At 42.1% G+C, this 17,761-nt stretch carries 2 protein-coding genes; both read left to right on the top strand.

The features are described 5' to 3' along the window. The first annotated feature begins 265 nt into the window (after positions 1-265). Positions 266-17,167, top strand: coding sequence for a Calx-beta domain-containing protein (locus IM515_RS00005; RefSeq protein WP_287630137.1), 16,902 nt, complete (start codon positions 266-268; stop codon positions 17,165-17,167). A 58-nt stretch (positions 17,168-17,225) separates the two neighbouring features. Further along, positions 17,226-17,761: PEP-CTERM sorting domain-containing protein (locus tag IM515_RS00010; RefSeq protein ID WP_287630138.1), on the top strand; the 536-nt coding region annotated here is incomplete at its 3' end.

Genomic DNA, 17,761 nt, shown 5'->3' on the forward strand with positions numbered 1-17,761 from the left:
CACACTGTATTTCACGGCCAATAATGGCACTAACGGAACAGAACTTTATCGCATTGATAACACCACTGGAAATCCAGTTCTGATTGACATTAATTCAGGAGGTAGCAGTTCATGGCCGAGTAATTTAACCAATGTCAACGGGACACTGTACTTCCAAGCTTCTACCCCAACGAGTGGTTCTGAACTGTGGAGAATTGACCCAGCGACGGGAACCCCCAGTGTCATTCAGGTTGTATCCGGCAGTGGCAGTTCTTCTCCGCAAAACTTGCTCAATGCTAATGGCGTTCTCTATTTCACTGCCTCTAACAGTGCTAATGGTCGAGAACTTTGGAAACTTGATCCAACGACAGGCAATCCAGTCTTTTTGAAGGATATTTATGTCGGCAGTAGTAGTTCTAACCCCGGCAATTTAACCTATAGCAACGGTAAACTATACTTCACTGCTGATAACGGGGTTAATGGCGTAGAGCTTTGGACAGTAAATGTTGACCAGATAACTACCATTGGTGTTGTTGAGAAAACCGGAGATGAGGATCAGGTTATTCCCTTCACAGCTAATGACTTTGCCAGTGTCTTTAACAGTGGTAGTGGTGTCCCCCTAGCCAAAATCAAGATTATTAACTTACCGAGTAACGGACTTCTTAAGTTAAATAATAGTCCAGTTGCTGTTGAACAAGAAATTGCTGTAGCAAATTTAGGCAATTTAACCTTTACCCCAAATACCAACTACAACGGAATCGCTGGTTTTACTTGGAACGGTTCGGATGGAACCAATTACGCACTTAACCCATCAACCGTAGCTTTAACCATTAACTCAATTAACGATGTTCCCACCGTTGTTAATCCGATTACCGATACCAGTATTTTTAGTAATCGGTCTTCCAATTTCGCTATTTCTGCTAATACTTTCCAAGACTCAGATGTCGGCGATTCTTTAACCTATTCTGCCACCTTAGCCGATGGCAGTCCTCTTCCCAGTTGGTTAACCTTTAATGAGCGCACTTTTAGTGGTAATCCTAGTGCGGCCCAAGCGGGACAATATGATCTAAAAGTTATAGCAACCGATCAGAGTGGTGCTTCCACAAGCGATAGCTTTGTCTTGAGTGTGGTGAATAGCGCTCCGTGGAATATCACCTTAGATAACAGTACTGTTCCTGAAAACAGCGCTAATAATACTGTTATTGGCCTGCTAAGTGCCTCGGATAACAATACTAACGATACTCATACTTTTAGTCTGATTAATAATGCCGGTGGACGATTTGCGATCGTTAATAATCAACTGGTGGTCGCCGATGGTAGCTTATTGGATTACGAAACCAACACCCAACATACAATCCGAGTCAAAGCGACTGACAATACAGGATTATCCTACGAAAACAACCTCACAATCTTTATCTCTAATGTTGCAGACGATCTAGCTGGGGTCTTGTCCTTTACCGCCGCTGCGTTTAGTGTCAACGAAAATGGTACATTAGTGAATGCCGTTACCCTGCAAAGGACTAATGGTAGCGAAGGAACGGTCAGTGTTAATGTTTTATTAAGTAATGGGACGGCGGTCTTTCCCGATGACTATAATTCCCTAGCTGTCCCTGTGGTTTTTGGTCCCGGAGAAACCAGTAAAACCGTAACTCTTCCTATAGTCAATGATTCTGATTTTGAAGGGAATGAAACCCTAAATTTAACTCTCAGCAGTCCTACTGGTGGCGCAACCTTAGGGACGCAAACTACAGCTACGTTAACCATTGTTGATAATGATTTACCAACGGTTTCCCTTGCGGTTTCTCCTGCGAGTGTAACAGAGGATGGAACAATTAATCTTGTTTACACTTTCACTCGAACTGGAAATACAGCTAATCCTCTCACTGTTAGTTTTAATGTGGGAGGAAATGCAACCTTTAATAATGACTATACCCAAAATGGTGCGGCTAGTTTTAATGCAACCAGTGGAACGATTACTTTTGCTGCGGGTTCGGATACCGCAACTTTAACCATTGACCCCACAGCAGATACTATCTTTGAACAAGATGAAACAGTTAGTTTAACTCTGGTTTCTAGTGCTAATTATAATCGGGGAACAACCAATACAGTTACTAGCACTATTATTAATGATGATGTTAATGCGGGTGTTCTCTCTTTTAGTAATTCTCAATTTGGCGTTAATGAAGATGGTACTGTCGTTAATGCTGTGACGATTAATCGTACAGGAAATACTACAGGTGCAGTTAGTGTAACAGTTAACCTAACAAATGGAACAGCAACGGCACCATCTGACTACAATAACACCCCAATTACCGTCAACTTTGCTAATGGGGAAACCAGTAAAACCGTTACCATTCCCATCGTTAACGATAGCCAATTGGAAGCAGACGAAACCTTCAACTTAAGCCTCTCTAATCCTCAAGGTGGCGCAATATTAGGAACCCAGACTACAGCAGTTTTAACCATTCTTAATGATGACTTACCGCAACGGGGAAGCATTAACCTCAATAACAGCAACTACACCGTCAACGAAAACGGAACAGCCAATATCACCCTAACTCGCACGAATGGAAGTGACGGGGAAGTTAGCGTTATTCTAACCCCTAGTAATGGCAGTGCAGTCGCAGGAGACGACTATACTAATACACCCATCACCGTTAACTTCGCTAATGGTGAGACCAGTAAAACTGTTACTATTCCTATCGTTAGCGATAATGAATTTGAGTTTTATGAAACTGTCAACTTAACTTTAACTAATCCTACGGGTGGAGCAACATTAGGCAATCAAAGCACTGGCAAACTTATTATTTCTCCTGATTTTACTCTTAATGGAGTTGCCAAACAAACCCTAGATATTAATAATACTAACCCAGTTTTACGCCTTACAGATGGTTTGTCGCAAAGCGGCAGTGCATTCTTGACTAATCGTATCTCTTTAGAGAATAACGCATCTTTTAGCACTGCCTTCCAGTTTCAAATTTCTAATCCTCAAGGAATTGCTGATAATGACGGACAAGGAGCCGATGGTTTAGTATTTGTTGTACAAACAGTGGCTAATAACACTGGTGGTAGCGGTGGGGGAATTGGTTACTCTGGAATTAATCCCAGTCTAGGGATTGAATTTGATACTTATAACAATGGTTCAATTGATGATGATAGTGGCAATCATGTAGGAATTAATATTAATGGTAATATTGATTCTGTGGTACTTCAGCCTATTCCGACCCGATTGAATAATGGCAATATCTGGACGGCGTGGGTCGATTATAATGGGGTTGATAGTTTATTAGAAGTACGTCTCGCCTCAACAAATCAGCGTCCAGATAATCCCTTGTTCTCCTATAGCGTTGATCTTATTTCTGTTTTACAAACTCCTAACGCCTATATTGGATTTACCTCTGGAACGGGTGCAGCTAGTGGGTATCATGACATTTTAAGCTGGAATTTTAACACTACTTATAACCCTATTTCAGCTGGAAAAATTGCCTTTAGTTCTCCCAGTTATAGTATTAACGAAAATGGCAGCATTATTGCGGCGGTAACAATCAATCGAACTGGAGGAAGCTTCGGAGAAGTTAGCGTTACCTTAACCCCCTCAAATGGAAGTGCGATCGCCCCTAATGACTACAACAACACCCCCATAACTGTCACCTTTGCTAATGGCGAAACCAGTAAAACTGTTACTATTCCTATTGTTGATGACACCATTTATGAACCAACAGAAACCGTCAACTTAACCATCTCTAATCCAACAGGTGGCGCAACCTTAGGAACCCAGCAAACCGCCACCCTGACAATTATTGATAATGACGCAGTACCAGGAGTCATTCAATTTAGCAATGCGACTTACTCCATTAATGAGGATGGAGCAGCGATCTCACCCATTACTATCACTCGAACCGGGGGAACAGATGGCGCAGTTAGTGTTACTTTAAATCTATCTAATGGCACAGCCACAGCCCCCAATGATTACACAAATAGTAGTCCTATAACGGTTAATTTTGCATCAGGAGAAAAGACAAAAACAGTTAATATTACTATCATTAATGACTTAATCAGAGAAGGGGATGAAACTGTCAATCTAGTTCTTTCTAACCCTACAGGTGGCGCAAATTTAGGCACTCAAACCACTGCGACCCTTACTATTGCCGACAATGATATTGGTTTAGATGCTCAATATTTTGATGGTTATTTTAATGATAATTTGAGTTTCTTTGCTAACAATCAACCTGTTTTAAAACGAACTGATAAAACCGTTAATTTCTTAGATAATGCTACTTCTTGGAATTTAAGTAATACTATTCTATCGGATTTAGAAACCTTTAGCGTTCGTTGGCAAGGATTTATTAATATTACCACAGCAGGAAACTATACTTTTTATCTGAATAGTGACGATGCGAGTTATCTATTCTTAGATGGTGCAACTCAATCACCAAGCGCAGCTAATGCACTGATTAATAATGGGGGTATTCACCCTCCAAGAGAAATAAGCGGAACAACCTATTTACAAGCAGGTTTTCATCAAATTTTAATAGTATTTGGAGAAAATAATTTTAATAATGTCAATCAATTTTCTTGGTCAAGTACCGATGCAGGAATCCCTAAACAAATTGTTCCTGATAGTGTATTATTCACCTTAAATAGTACGGACTCACCTGCATTTTTATCCTTCAGTGCAACCAATTATACAGTTAATGAAGAAAACGGAACAATTGATGTTACCGTAACTCGTAGCGGACGAACGTCAGGAGAAGTTACTGCTAAAGTTAGTTTAACAAATGGGACAGCTACTTATCCCAATGATTACAATCAAAACAGTTTTAATATTACCTTTGCTGATGTAGAAACCTCTAAAACTGTTGCTATTCCCATCGTCAATGACACGAAATTTGAAGCGAATGAAACAATCAATTTAGCCTTAACTAATCTTACAGGTGGTGCAACATTAGGAAATCAAAATAGTGCAACTATAACTATTATTAGTGAAGATCCACCTCAACCTGGTGCGATCACCTTTAGTAATTCTCAATTTAGCATCAATGAAAACGGTACACCTGTTACTCAAGTTACTCTAACTCGGACTAATGGAAGTGACGGGGAAGTTACCGTTATTCTAACTCCTAGTAATGGAAGTGCAACCGCAGGAGACGATTACACTAATACACCCATTACCGTCACCTTTGCTAATGGAGAAACCAGCAAAATTGTCACCATTCCTATCAATAATGACACCATTTATGAACCGACAGAAACCGTCAACCTAACCCTTTCCAATCCCACAGGTGGCGCCACCTTAGGAACCCAACAAACCGCCACCCTGACGATTATTGATAATGACGCAGTACCAGGAGTCATTCAATTTAGCAATGCGACTTACTCAGTCAATGAGAATGGAACCCCCGTTACCGCAGTCACTTTAACTCGTAGCAATGGAAGTGATGGCGCAGTTAGTGTCAGAATCAACCTAACAAATGGAACAGCAACTGCACCATCTGACTACAATAACACCGCAATTACGGTTAACTTCGCCAACGGAGAAACCAGTAAAACCGTCACCATCCCCATCATTGATGACAGTATCTTTGAAGCAACAGAAACCATCAATCTCAGTCTGTCTAATCCCACCAACGGCGTAACAATCGGCTCACAAAACAGCGCAATTGTCAATATTATCGACAACGACTTTAAACCCACCTTAACCGTTAATATTAGTAGCGAACAAGTCACCGAAGGTAACATCATTCAGGGAACAGTCACCCGCAATACCGACACCACAGACCCCCTAACAGTAACCCTGGTTAGCAGCGACAACACCCAACTAACCGTCCCGACGACAATAACCATTCCCGCGGGGTCAAATTCAGTTAACTTTAACCTGAATGCAGTTGATGATACCTTAATAGAACTAGCGAAAAACTACACCATTATCGCTACAGCACAAGGATTTGTTAGTGGTTCAGATACCCTAGCAATTATTGATAATGATGCAGTCACCTTAACCCTCGATATTTCCCTCCCTTCTCAAGGGGGGTCAGGGGGGATCTACGAAAATGGGGGTAAAGCAACAGCAACAGTCACCCGTAATCTCGTTACCGATACACCATTACAGGTACAACTATCCAGCAGTAATACCGCAGCAGCAACCGTCCCTGCTACTGTTATCATTCCCGCCAATCAAGCATCAGCTACCTTTGAGATTCAAGCAATTGATAATACAATTCTTGATGGAACAAAATCTGTCACGATTACCGCCAAACCTACCTACACAGCAACCAATACCGCCTTACCAACCGGAAATGCAACAGCCAATATTAACATCATCGACAACGAAAGTCCCAGTTTAAAAGTAGTTATTGACAAAGATGTTATCTCAGAAACGGGAACCGCAACAGCAACTATTACCCGTAATACTGATACCAGCAGCGACTTAATTGTTACCCTCAATTCCAGCGATACCACCGAAGCAACCGTCCCCAACACAGTAACAATTGCTGCGGGACAAACTTCAGCCACTTTCACTATTACCGGAATCAGTGACGGAATCAACGATGGTAGTCAAACAGTAACAATTACCGCTTCAGCCACAGGATTAAATAGTGGCAGTGATAGCTTAGAAATCACGGATATCAATGTTCCTGATTTAGTCCTCACTCAATTACAAGGAATCTCCCCCACTTATACAACTAAGCAGTCTCAATTTACCTACACAGTTACTAATAACGGGATTATCGCCGCGACAGGAAGTTGGAAAGACCGAGTTTATTTATCAACCGATAATAAATTAGACACGAATGACACCTTATTAGGAGAATTTGGCTTAGGAAGTACAGAAAATCCAGCCAATCTATTACCTGGAACATCCTACAATCGCACAGTCACTTACTTTGCTCCCCGTAATCCTGGACAATATTACCTAATTGGGGTGACAGATAACGGAAATACCGTTAATGAAGGAGTCACAATTGGGGAAAGCAATAATACAACGATTACCCCAGTCACAGTAACACCAGCTTATCGTGGTACGGTTTATTCTGACACAGAAACTGCCATCGCCGGTAATCCCGTCACTCTCCGGGGACAAGCATTAAGTAATAGTGATAATTCTCCTGTAGCCTATGAATTTGTCAAAGTTCGGGTAGAGAACAAAGGAAATATCCGAGAGTTTGATGCGTTTACCGATGGAAATGGTAATTTTGTCCGTCAATTTACTCCCTTATCTGGAGAAGCGGGGACGTATAATATCAATGCTTATTTTCCTGGGTTTGCGAGTGAAGATAGCACCCCAGAAGATAGTTTTACTCTCTTAGGAATGCGGTTTGAACAAAATGACCAATTCTTAACGCAGGTTTCCCAACGGATTACCGAAGGAACCACCTTTAATGGGTCGGTTAAACTACAAAACCTGAGTAATCTAGGATTATCGGGATTAACTGCTACTGTCAATGGTGCGCCAAGTGATTGGACAGTTAATGTCACCCCAGAGAAAACAAGTTTAGGGGGTAATGAAGAAATCACAGTCAATTACAGTATCAATGTCCCCGATGATAAATGGAGTTATTACAACTTTGGTCTGGGATTAAGTACCACTGAAGGCGTTACCGCGAATCTACCAATACGAGTAGATGTGGCCCGACTGTTACCCCGTTTAGTTGCGGATACTAGCAGTTTACAAGCTTCGATGTTGCGGGGAGGTCAAACAATAGTCGAGTTTACGGTTAGTAATCAAGGGGAGGTTGCGTCAGGAGAATTAAATATTCTGCTTCCTGATGCGCCTTGGTTAAAGTCAGCTTCTGCGGTTAAGCTACCTTCCTTGAATCCCGGTCAATCAACGAAAGTTTCCTTATTATTACAACCGTCAGCGAGCCAAGAGTTAACGGTTTATAACGGAAATGTCGTTATTTCTGGGGATGAAGCATCCTTAAGCTTACCCTTTAATTTCCGTGCGATTTCGGAAGCGAAAGGGAATCTTAATATCAATGTAGTGGATGAATTATTCTTCTTTGCAGAAGGTTCACCCAGGCTAGAAAATGCGACAATTACCCTATTAGACCCCTTTACAGGAACCGTTATTTCCTCAGAAAAAGATGCCGATGGGATATTGTCTAAAACTGATTTAGCAGAAGGGTATTATAAACTGCGGATTACTGCGGATAATCATGATGCTTATGAGCAGAATATCTATATTGGTGCAGGGAAAACCGAAGAAGTTCAGGCATTTTTGTCACGACAAACAGTTAAATATACTTGGACAGTAACGCCGACAGAAATTGAAGATAAATATATTATTACGGTTCAATCGACGTTTGAAACCAACGTCCCAATTCCTGTAGTAACAATTGACCCGCCTTTAATCGATTTAGAAAATTTACAAGCAGTTGGTCAAGTCACACAAATTAACATGACTGTGACTAATCACGGATTAATTGCAGCCAATGATATTAAGTTAAATTTTGGTGAACATCCTTTTTATAAAATTGAGCCGTTAATTAATAATTTTGATGGGTTAGCCGCAAAAAGTTCTCTAACTATTCCTGTAAGAATAACAAGAATCGCCGATTTTGATACTTTACCAAATAGTGCTGGAGAACTTTCAACTCTAGCTACACCATCAGTTCCTTGTTCAATTTCTGGTTCTCTTGGTTGGTCTTATCCTTGTGGAGGAAATGATGTCCAAAAATCGACAACCATCGCCTTTAATAATGTAGAAGGAAACTGTGCTGGTGGTGGTATCGGCGGCTTTGGCGGTGGCGGCTTTGGCGGTGGCGGCTTTGGCGGTGGCGGCTTTGGCGGTGGTTCTATTTATTCGCCAACTCCAGTTGTTCTTGATATTAATCCCTGTTGTGTTGAAATTACCCTGTTTGAAAAAGATTTTTCTAGTTACTTTGAACCATTTGTAGAGACAGCAGAAACAGCAGTTAACGCCTATTTAGCAGTACAAACAGGTAAATTAGCCGAAGTGGATCTTGAGGTTTCCGCCGAAGCGGAGGTTAAAACCTGCTGCGATCCTATAGGAATATCTTATGGTGCTTCTGCTGAAGGAACAGGAAGGCTTATTATCGGACCAAATCTATCTCAAGATTTTGAATTATCTGTACCTGAAGAACTATTATTAGGATCGATGTTTAGCAGTATCTCTCTATCAGGAGAAGGCTTCATTGGAATTACTGTTGAACCTTACATTGAGATTGATGGATTTATTGGCGAAGAGTGCGGAGAGGATTTTAAGATTTCTTTAAGTGGAACAGTAGGCTTAGACTTTAACGCCGGAATTACCGGTAATATTAATGCAAAAGCTGAATTTATTAATGGTCAAGCTCCAGAATTTGAAATAGTAGCCGCCGAAGGCGGACTTTTCGGAGGCCTGTCTTATACTTTTGGTTATTCTACCAGTGAAGGGTTCTATAGTTCTTTTGAGTCGAGTGGATTGTATCTGAGTGCTTATGCTAGTGCTTTTGGTTATACTATTAGTCCTTTTGATAATCCAGCCACCCCAGAAGTTGAAACACGTAAATATTTAATTGATCCAGTCAATCCAAGTAATGTTTTTGAAATTAACAATATTCCCGTCTTTGATTTTGATGTATCCTCTCTTGAAAAAACTATTACTGAACAACTGCAATCTCAAGCTAATGAAATACTATCAAGACCAGAATATCAAAGATTTCTGATAACATTAGACAAGCCAGTAGGCAAGCCAGAAAATACCAACAATCAATTGTCTACTTCAGAGCAAGCAAGTGTCTGCGCTCAAGTCACCATCAAAATCGACCAAGAAGCAGTAATGACCCGCGCTGCCTTCCTTGGCAATTTAGAAATAGAAAACGGTAACGCTACCAACCTCGAAAACCTCTCCGTTATCCTCCAAATCAAAGACGAAAACGGCAACATTGTTAACGATAAATTTGGCATTACCGACCCCATCCTCAGCAATATCACCGCCGTTGACGGGACAGGAATCTTAACTGGAGATAACCCCGACACTCCCCAAAAAGAAGGAATTGGCAGCGCACAATGGACTTTTATTCCTACCAATTTAGCCGCACCAGAAACCCCAACTCAATACAACATTGGTGGAACCCTTTCCTACCTCGAAAACGGCAAAACTATCACCGTCCCCCTACTTTCTACTCCTATTACTGTTTTCCCGCAAGCCGAACTTTACCTCGACTACTTCCACCAACGAGATGTCTTCGCCGATGACCCCTTCACCGATGACATTGTAGAACCATCCGTCCCCTACTCCCTCGCTGTCCTCATCAGAAATGAAGGAAAAGGAGACGCAAAAAACCTGAGAATCACCTCGGGACAACCGAAAATCGTCGAAAACGAAAAAGGCCTATTAATAGACTTTCAAATCATCGGTTCCGAAGTCAACGGACAAGGCGTTACCCCCTCCCTAACCGTCAACTTTGGCGACATCAAAGCCGGAAAAACCGCCGTCGCTGACTGGTTACTCAAATCCAGCTTACAAGGGAAATTCATCGATTATAAAGCCACCTTTGAACACACCAACAGCCTTGGTAAAGCCGAACTCTCCCTCATCAAAGAAGTCAAAATCCACGAACTAATTCATACAGTCCAAGTCAATCATTCCAACCCCGACAACTTACCCGACTTCCTCGTCAACGAAACCTTTGACGCACAATTCACCCCCGACATCATCTACTTTAGCAGTGGTGGAACCGCACCCGTCAAAGCCGTTAAAAACGCCACCATTGACGCACCTCCAACCCTCAATGATTTAACCGTTCAAATTAGCGCCACCGTCGAAAATGGCTGGACTTACTTCCGCTTAGATGAACCCAGTAACAGTCAATACGACATCGTTAAAATCCTGCGGTCTGACGGTACAGAAATTGGCTTAGATAACTTCTGGACAACCGACCGAACTTTCCCAGCGACAGGTCGTCCAATTTATGAAAATATATTACATTTTCTTGACAATAACGCCACCGGAGGAACGAAAACCTACACGGTTGTTTATACTCCTGGTGGACCCACCATTACTGATATTATTGATGTCAGTCCAGACCCACGCGCCACAGCAGTTAACGCCATTACCGTTGACTTTTCCGAAGCCATACAAGCCAGCAGTTTCGATTACAATGACTTAAGCTTAACCCTAAACAATGGCACAAACTTAATTAACTCCACCGTCACCATTGTTTCCCTCTCCCCCACCCGTTATCAAATCAGCGGATTAAACACCCTAACCAACAACGATGGAGACTATATACTCACCATCAACGCCACAGGAATCCAAGACACCAGTGGTAAATTTGGTAGCGGTTCACTAACAGAAACCTGGGAGAAAACCGCTGGCGGTAATGCCGACACCACCCCACCAGTAGTAACAGATATTGCCAATCTATTAATCAACCCGCGTAATCAACCAGTTCCCTCTTTAACCGTCACCTTCTCCGAAAAAATTGACCTCAGTACCTTCACTTGGCAAGATATTACTCTCACCCGTAATAGTGGCAGCAATTTAATTAACAATACCGTCACCATTAGCACCATTAACGACACCACCTATCGCATTAATGGACTAAGTGGATTAACCGCAACCGATGGAACCTATAACCTGACAGTTAACGGTAGTGGAATCCAAGACTTATCTGGTAATTCAGGAAATGGAACCCAGTCCGAAAGCTGGGTAATGGATACCATCGCACCCGCAATTCCTACTAACATTACAGTTACCAATCCCCTCACCCCTTCAGGGATAAATACTGCAAGCATCCCGCTATTACAGCCTTTAACTGTATCAGGACAAACCCGAATTAATACCACCAATCCCACCATTAGCGGGGAATTAGGAGAAACCGGATTAAAAGTCTTCTTCTACGACAAAACCACCAATCAACTCTTACAACAAGCAACCGTAACTGGAAGCCAATTTAGTAGTAAAGTTCAACTTCCCTCACCCGGCGCAAGAGACATAGAAATCCGGGTACAAGATACCGCAGGAAACACCACCAATACAACCCTAAGTCTATTTGTAGATACAAGCCAACCAGTCCTTACCCAATTTCTCAACGTTCCCACCTCAACCGCCAATCCCATCAACAGTATTGACGTTCAATTCTCCGAACAAATTAACCTCAATACCTTCGATAAGAGTGATGTTACCCTCACCCGTGATGGTATCCCCCTCACCCTACCTAATACAGTCACCGTTGAATATATCTCAGGGACAAACTACCGCATTAACGGGTTAAGCGAATTAACCAATACCACTGGTATCTATAGCCTAAAAGTTGACGCAACCACCATCCAAGACAACGCCGGAAATAACGGCGACGCAGCCAAAACCACCACCTTTACCATTACTCCTCCTCCCACCCCAGGAGTCACTTTAACCCAAACAGCAGGAAATACCATCGTCACCGAAGGAGGTAACACCGATACTTACTCTCTCGTCCTCAAAACCCAACCCACTGCCGATGTCACCATTACCCTAACTGGTAACAATCAAATCACCCTCAATTCAACTACCCTTACCTTCACCACAACCAACTGGAATACTCCCCAAAACGTCACCGTAACCGCAGTAGATGACACCCTAACAGAAGGAAATCATACTGCTACCATTACCCACAATATCAGCAGTACAGATACCAATTACAACGGGTTAACCCTTCCTACTGTTAATGTCAATATTCAAGACAACGACGCAGAAATCAAAGGGACAGTTTGGAATGATATTGATGGCAATGCCGTTAATAACAACGAACCCAATCTAGCAGGATGGACAGTTTACTTAGACACCAACAATAACAACCAACTAGATACCGGAGAAACCACAACTCAAACCGATGCTAACGGCGACTATACATTTAACAACCTGCGTCCAGGTAATTATAACGTCGCGCAAGTCGTACAAACTGGCTGGAAACAAACCTATCCCATCCTCAATATCACCACCACAGCAGCGGATATTCCCCTCGCAATTCCCACCCTCGAACTAATTTCTCCCTCCACAACTAATCAAACTGAACTCAACTTCAACACCAGCAACTATACAGTCACAGAAGACGGAACCGCCATCAGCGAAATTATCGTTATCCGTAGCGGAAACCTCACAGGAACAGTTACAGCCACCCTTACCTTTACCGATGGAACCGCCAAAGGTTGTGGTTGCGCTGCTAGTTCAATTAACAACGATTTTAACCACAATCCCATTACCATTACCTTCGCCGAAAACGAAATCAGTAAAGTCATTCCCGTCCAAAACGCCACCTTAAATAATCCCAACGCCATCCGTATTCGGAATGACAACAAAGTCGAAGGAAACGAATACTTTACCATCAATCTTACCAACCCCACCGGTGGCGCAACTCTGGGGAATCAAAGTCAGGCAACCGTCACCATTCTTGATGATGAATCTCCCAATAATAATCCAATCACACCGCCTATCTCAAATCCCAGTAACACCCTTTCTAACTCGCAAAATACTAACGCCACCAATCTAATTAACCTCGATGATTTCTGGTCAGATTCCCGCTTTACCAATATCAAAGGACAGGGACAAAGCATCGTTATTATTGACACCGGTGCCGACTTAAATCATCCCCTATTCGGTGCAGATGCTAATAATAATGGTATTGCTGACAAGATTATCTATCAATACGACTTTGCTGATAATGATACTGATGCCAGTGATAAAAACAATCACGGTTCTCACATTACCAGTATCGCCTCCCAAATTGCTCCCGATGCTAACTTAATTATCCTCAAAGTCTTTAAAGATAACGGTTCCGGGTACTTTGCTGACTTAGAAGAGGCCCTACAGTGGGTTAATACAAATGCGAATACATATAATGTCACCTCTGTCAACCTTTCTTTAGGAGATAATCAAAACTGGACAACCGCCACCGGACGCTATGGAATTGGCGATGAATTAGCCGCCATTGCCGGACAAAATATTCTCATAGCAGCCGCAGCCGGTAACAGTTTCTACACCTTTAACAGCACCCCCGGATTAGCCTATCCAGCAGCAGACCCGAATGTAATCTCCGTCGGTGCAGTTTGGGCCGATGACTTCGGTTCTCGTACCTTCAGTAATGGTGCTAAAGACTATACAACTGCGGCAGACCGAATCGCCAGTTTCTCCCAACGTCACCCACTTTTAGATGTATTTGCTCCAGGAATTTTAATCAGTGGCGCCAATGCAACTGGTGGGACAATTACCATGGGTGGCACATCTCAAGCCGTGCCTTACATTACTGGAATTGCTACACTTGGTCAACAGATTGCTCAAACCTATTTAGGACGGGAATTAACCTTAACTGAATTCCGTACCTTATTAGACACAACTAGCAACTTAATTATTGATGGGGATGACGAAAACGATAACGTTACCAATACAGGAATCAGTTATCCTCGCATCAATGCACTTGCTTTAGCAGAAAGCATACTCACCCTCAATGACAGTAATTCTGGCTCAGGTGTAGTTAACCCAGGTAATAACAATAATAATGGCTCTAACACAGTCACTAATAGCGTCAGTTTAGTTCACAATGTCACCCTGACTGCGGGACAGATACTAACGGGAATTAACTTCGGAAATCAGCAACTACCCAGCAATCAACCGCCAACTCTCAATAACATTAATAAGAGTGGGGATGAAGATAACGCACTCAACTTTAGCCAAAGTGACTTTACTTCAGCTTTCAATGACGCTGATGGTAATACTCTCGTTAAAATCCAGATTACTGCTTTACCTAATAACGGTATTCTCCAACTGAACAATACAGCAATTGCACTCAGTCAAGAAATTACTGTCAGCGACTTAAATAATCTCACTTTTACACCAAATACCAACTTTAACGGTAATGTTAGTTTTAGTTGGAACGGGTTTGATGGGACTGTTTATGCAGATAATGCTGCGACAGTGAATATCACAGTTAACCCAGTAGATGACGCACCAACCGTCCTCAATCCGATTACAGATGTCAATGTTGACGAAGATGCAGCCAATACCGTCATCGATATAACCAACGTCTTCACCGATATTGATAATGACATCGCTTTAATTGTTAAATCAGTATTCGTCAATAACAATACGGGATTAGTCACCGCTACCATCGTTGACAATCAATTAATTCTTGACTATCAAGACAATCAATCTGGTACGGCAAATATTACGATTCGGGGAACATCCAACGGTAAAACTGTTGAAGATACTTTCCTAGTAACAGTCAACCCAGTAGATGACGCACCAAACGTCCTCAATCCGATTACAGATGTTAATGTTAACGAAGATGCAGTCAATACCGTCATTGATATAAGCAATGTCTTCACTGATATTGATAATGACATCGCTTCAATTGTTAAATCAGTATTCCTCAATGACAATACAGGATTAGTCACTGCTACCATCCTTGACAATCAATTAACTCTTGACTATCAAGACAATCAATCTGGGATAGCTAATCTGACAATTCGGGGAACATCCAACGGTAAAACTGTTGACAATACTTTCGTTGTCAATGTCGGTGCAGTCGATAATCCACCAACTGTCCTCAATCCGATTACTGATGTTAATGTTGACGAAGATGCCGAAAATAGTGTTATTAACTTAAGTAATGTCTTTACTGATGTTGATGGAGATGTGATTGTTAAATCAGTATTCGTCAATAGTAATCCGGGATTAGTCACCGCTACCATCGTTGACAATCAGTTAACCCTCGACTACCAAGACAATCAATCTGGGATAGCTAATATTACGATTCGGGGAACATCTAACGGTAAAACTGTTGATGATACTTTAGTAGTTACAGTTAACCCGGTAGATAATCCACCAACTGTCCTCAATCCGATTACTGATGTCAATGTTGACGAAGATGCCGAAAATAGTGTTATTAACTTAAGCAATGTCTTTAGTGATGTTGATGGAGATGTGATTGTTAAATCAGTATTCGTCAATAGTAATCCGGGATTAGTCACCGCTACCATCGTTGACAATCAATTAATTCTTGACTACCAAGACAATAAATTTGGGACAGCTAATATTACGATTCGTGGGACATCCAACGGTAAAACTGTTGATGATAGCTTCACAATAACAGTCGCATCTGTCAATGATGCACCCACATTACAGCAGAAAATAGCCAATCAAACCGCCACCGAAGGACAACCCTTCAGCTTTACCATTCCTAGCAATACCTTCAACGACGTAGATGGAGATACTCTCACCTACACCCTAGCAATAGCAACAGTCCTCCCCAGTGGTATCACCTTTGATGCCGCCACGGGAACCTTCAGTGGCACTCCCTCCGATACCGCCTCCGGCACCTATAACCTCACCCTCATCGCCAGCGATTCAGCCGGAGAAAAAGCCAACGATAGCTTTAGCCTCAACGTACTCAACCCCATCAACGGTAGCAGCAGCAGTGAAACCATCAACGGTACTAGCGGCGACGACCACATCAATGCTGGTGCAGGTAACGATAACGTCAACGGTGGTGAAGGCAACGATATTCTCGACGGCGGACCAGGAAATGACCGACTCGCAGGCGGTCCCGGTGACGACACCTACATTGTCGATAGCAGCCGTGACGTAGTCATCGAAAGTGCTGGAGAAGGCAAAGATACCATCAAATCCTCTGTAAATTACACTCTCACCGTCAACATCGAAGACCTCACCTTAGCAGGCAATGACAACACCAACGGCACAGGTAACAACCTAGATAATCTCATCACCGGTAACAGTGGCAATAACCTACTCAAGGGATTAGATGGCAACGACACTCTCCTCGGTGGAGCCGGTAACGACACCCTGATTGGTGGAAAAGGAAATGATATTCTCACCGGCGGCGATGGCAGCGACTCATTCCTCTTTGGCAGTGGTGCTATCTTTAATAGCAGTGACTTTGGAGTTGATAGTATCAGTGACTTTATCAAAGGAAGTGACAAAATTATCCTAAGTAAAACCTCCTTCAATGCTCTTGTCAGTACCATTGGCAATAACTTACAAGCCGCCGAATTTGCCACTATTAACGATGCCGCCAACGAACTAAATCTAGTTGGTTCCAGTAATGCTAAAATCGTTTACAATTTAGCAACAGGTAATCTGTTCTACAATCAAAATGGAGCCACAACAGGATTAGGTAATGGCGCACTTTTTGCCAACTTCAACGGTATTCCAGTGCTAAATGAGAATGACATTTTAATTCAAGCTTAAGTAAACAGCAAGCAAAATCTCTCATCTCGCAATTAACCATATATCAGGAAAATTACTCATGTTTAAACTCCCAACTTTAACCTTAATTGCTGTTGCTAGTTTGCTGGCTTCTAATCCTGAAGCCTCCCCCGCCGCTATTGTCAATGGAAGTTTTGAAACTGGTAATTTTTCTGACTGGAATACCACCGGACAAACGAGCGTTGAAACTTCAAGTTTTCAGGTTACACCAGCTAACGGAAGTTATCAAGCCGTGTTACAAACTTGTGTTTTTGTCGGTGCTTGTGACGACAATCAACCCTTAACTAATGCTAGTAATTTAGAATCATTTCTCAGCTTATCGAGTAATCAATTAAGCAATCTATTTGTTACTGAAGGCTCGGCTATTAAACAGACTATTACTGCTAATGCTGGCGATATTTTAAGCTTTTCTTGGAATTTTCTGACTGATGAAGATGCGGCTGATGTAGATTACAGAGATTTCGCTTTTTTTACCCTTAATAATACTTTATATTCTTTGGCAGATACTCAATCTAGTTTTCCGATTAATCCTTCTTTTTCCCATTTAACGAAAGAAACAGGCTATCAACCTTACAC

The organism is Microcystis sp. M44BS1 (genome assembly GCF_020244875.1).
In the GTDB taxonomy this organism is placed as follows: domain Bacteria; phylum Cyanobacteriota; class Cyanobacteriia; order Cyanobacteriales; family Microcystaceae; genus Microcystis; species Microcystis panniformis.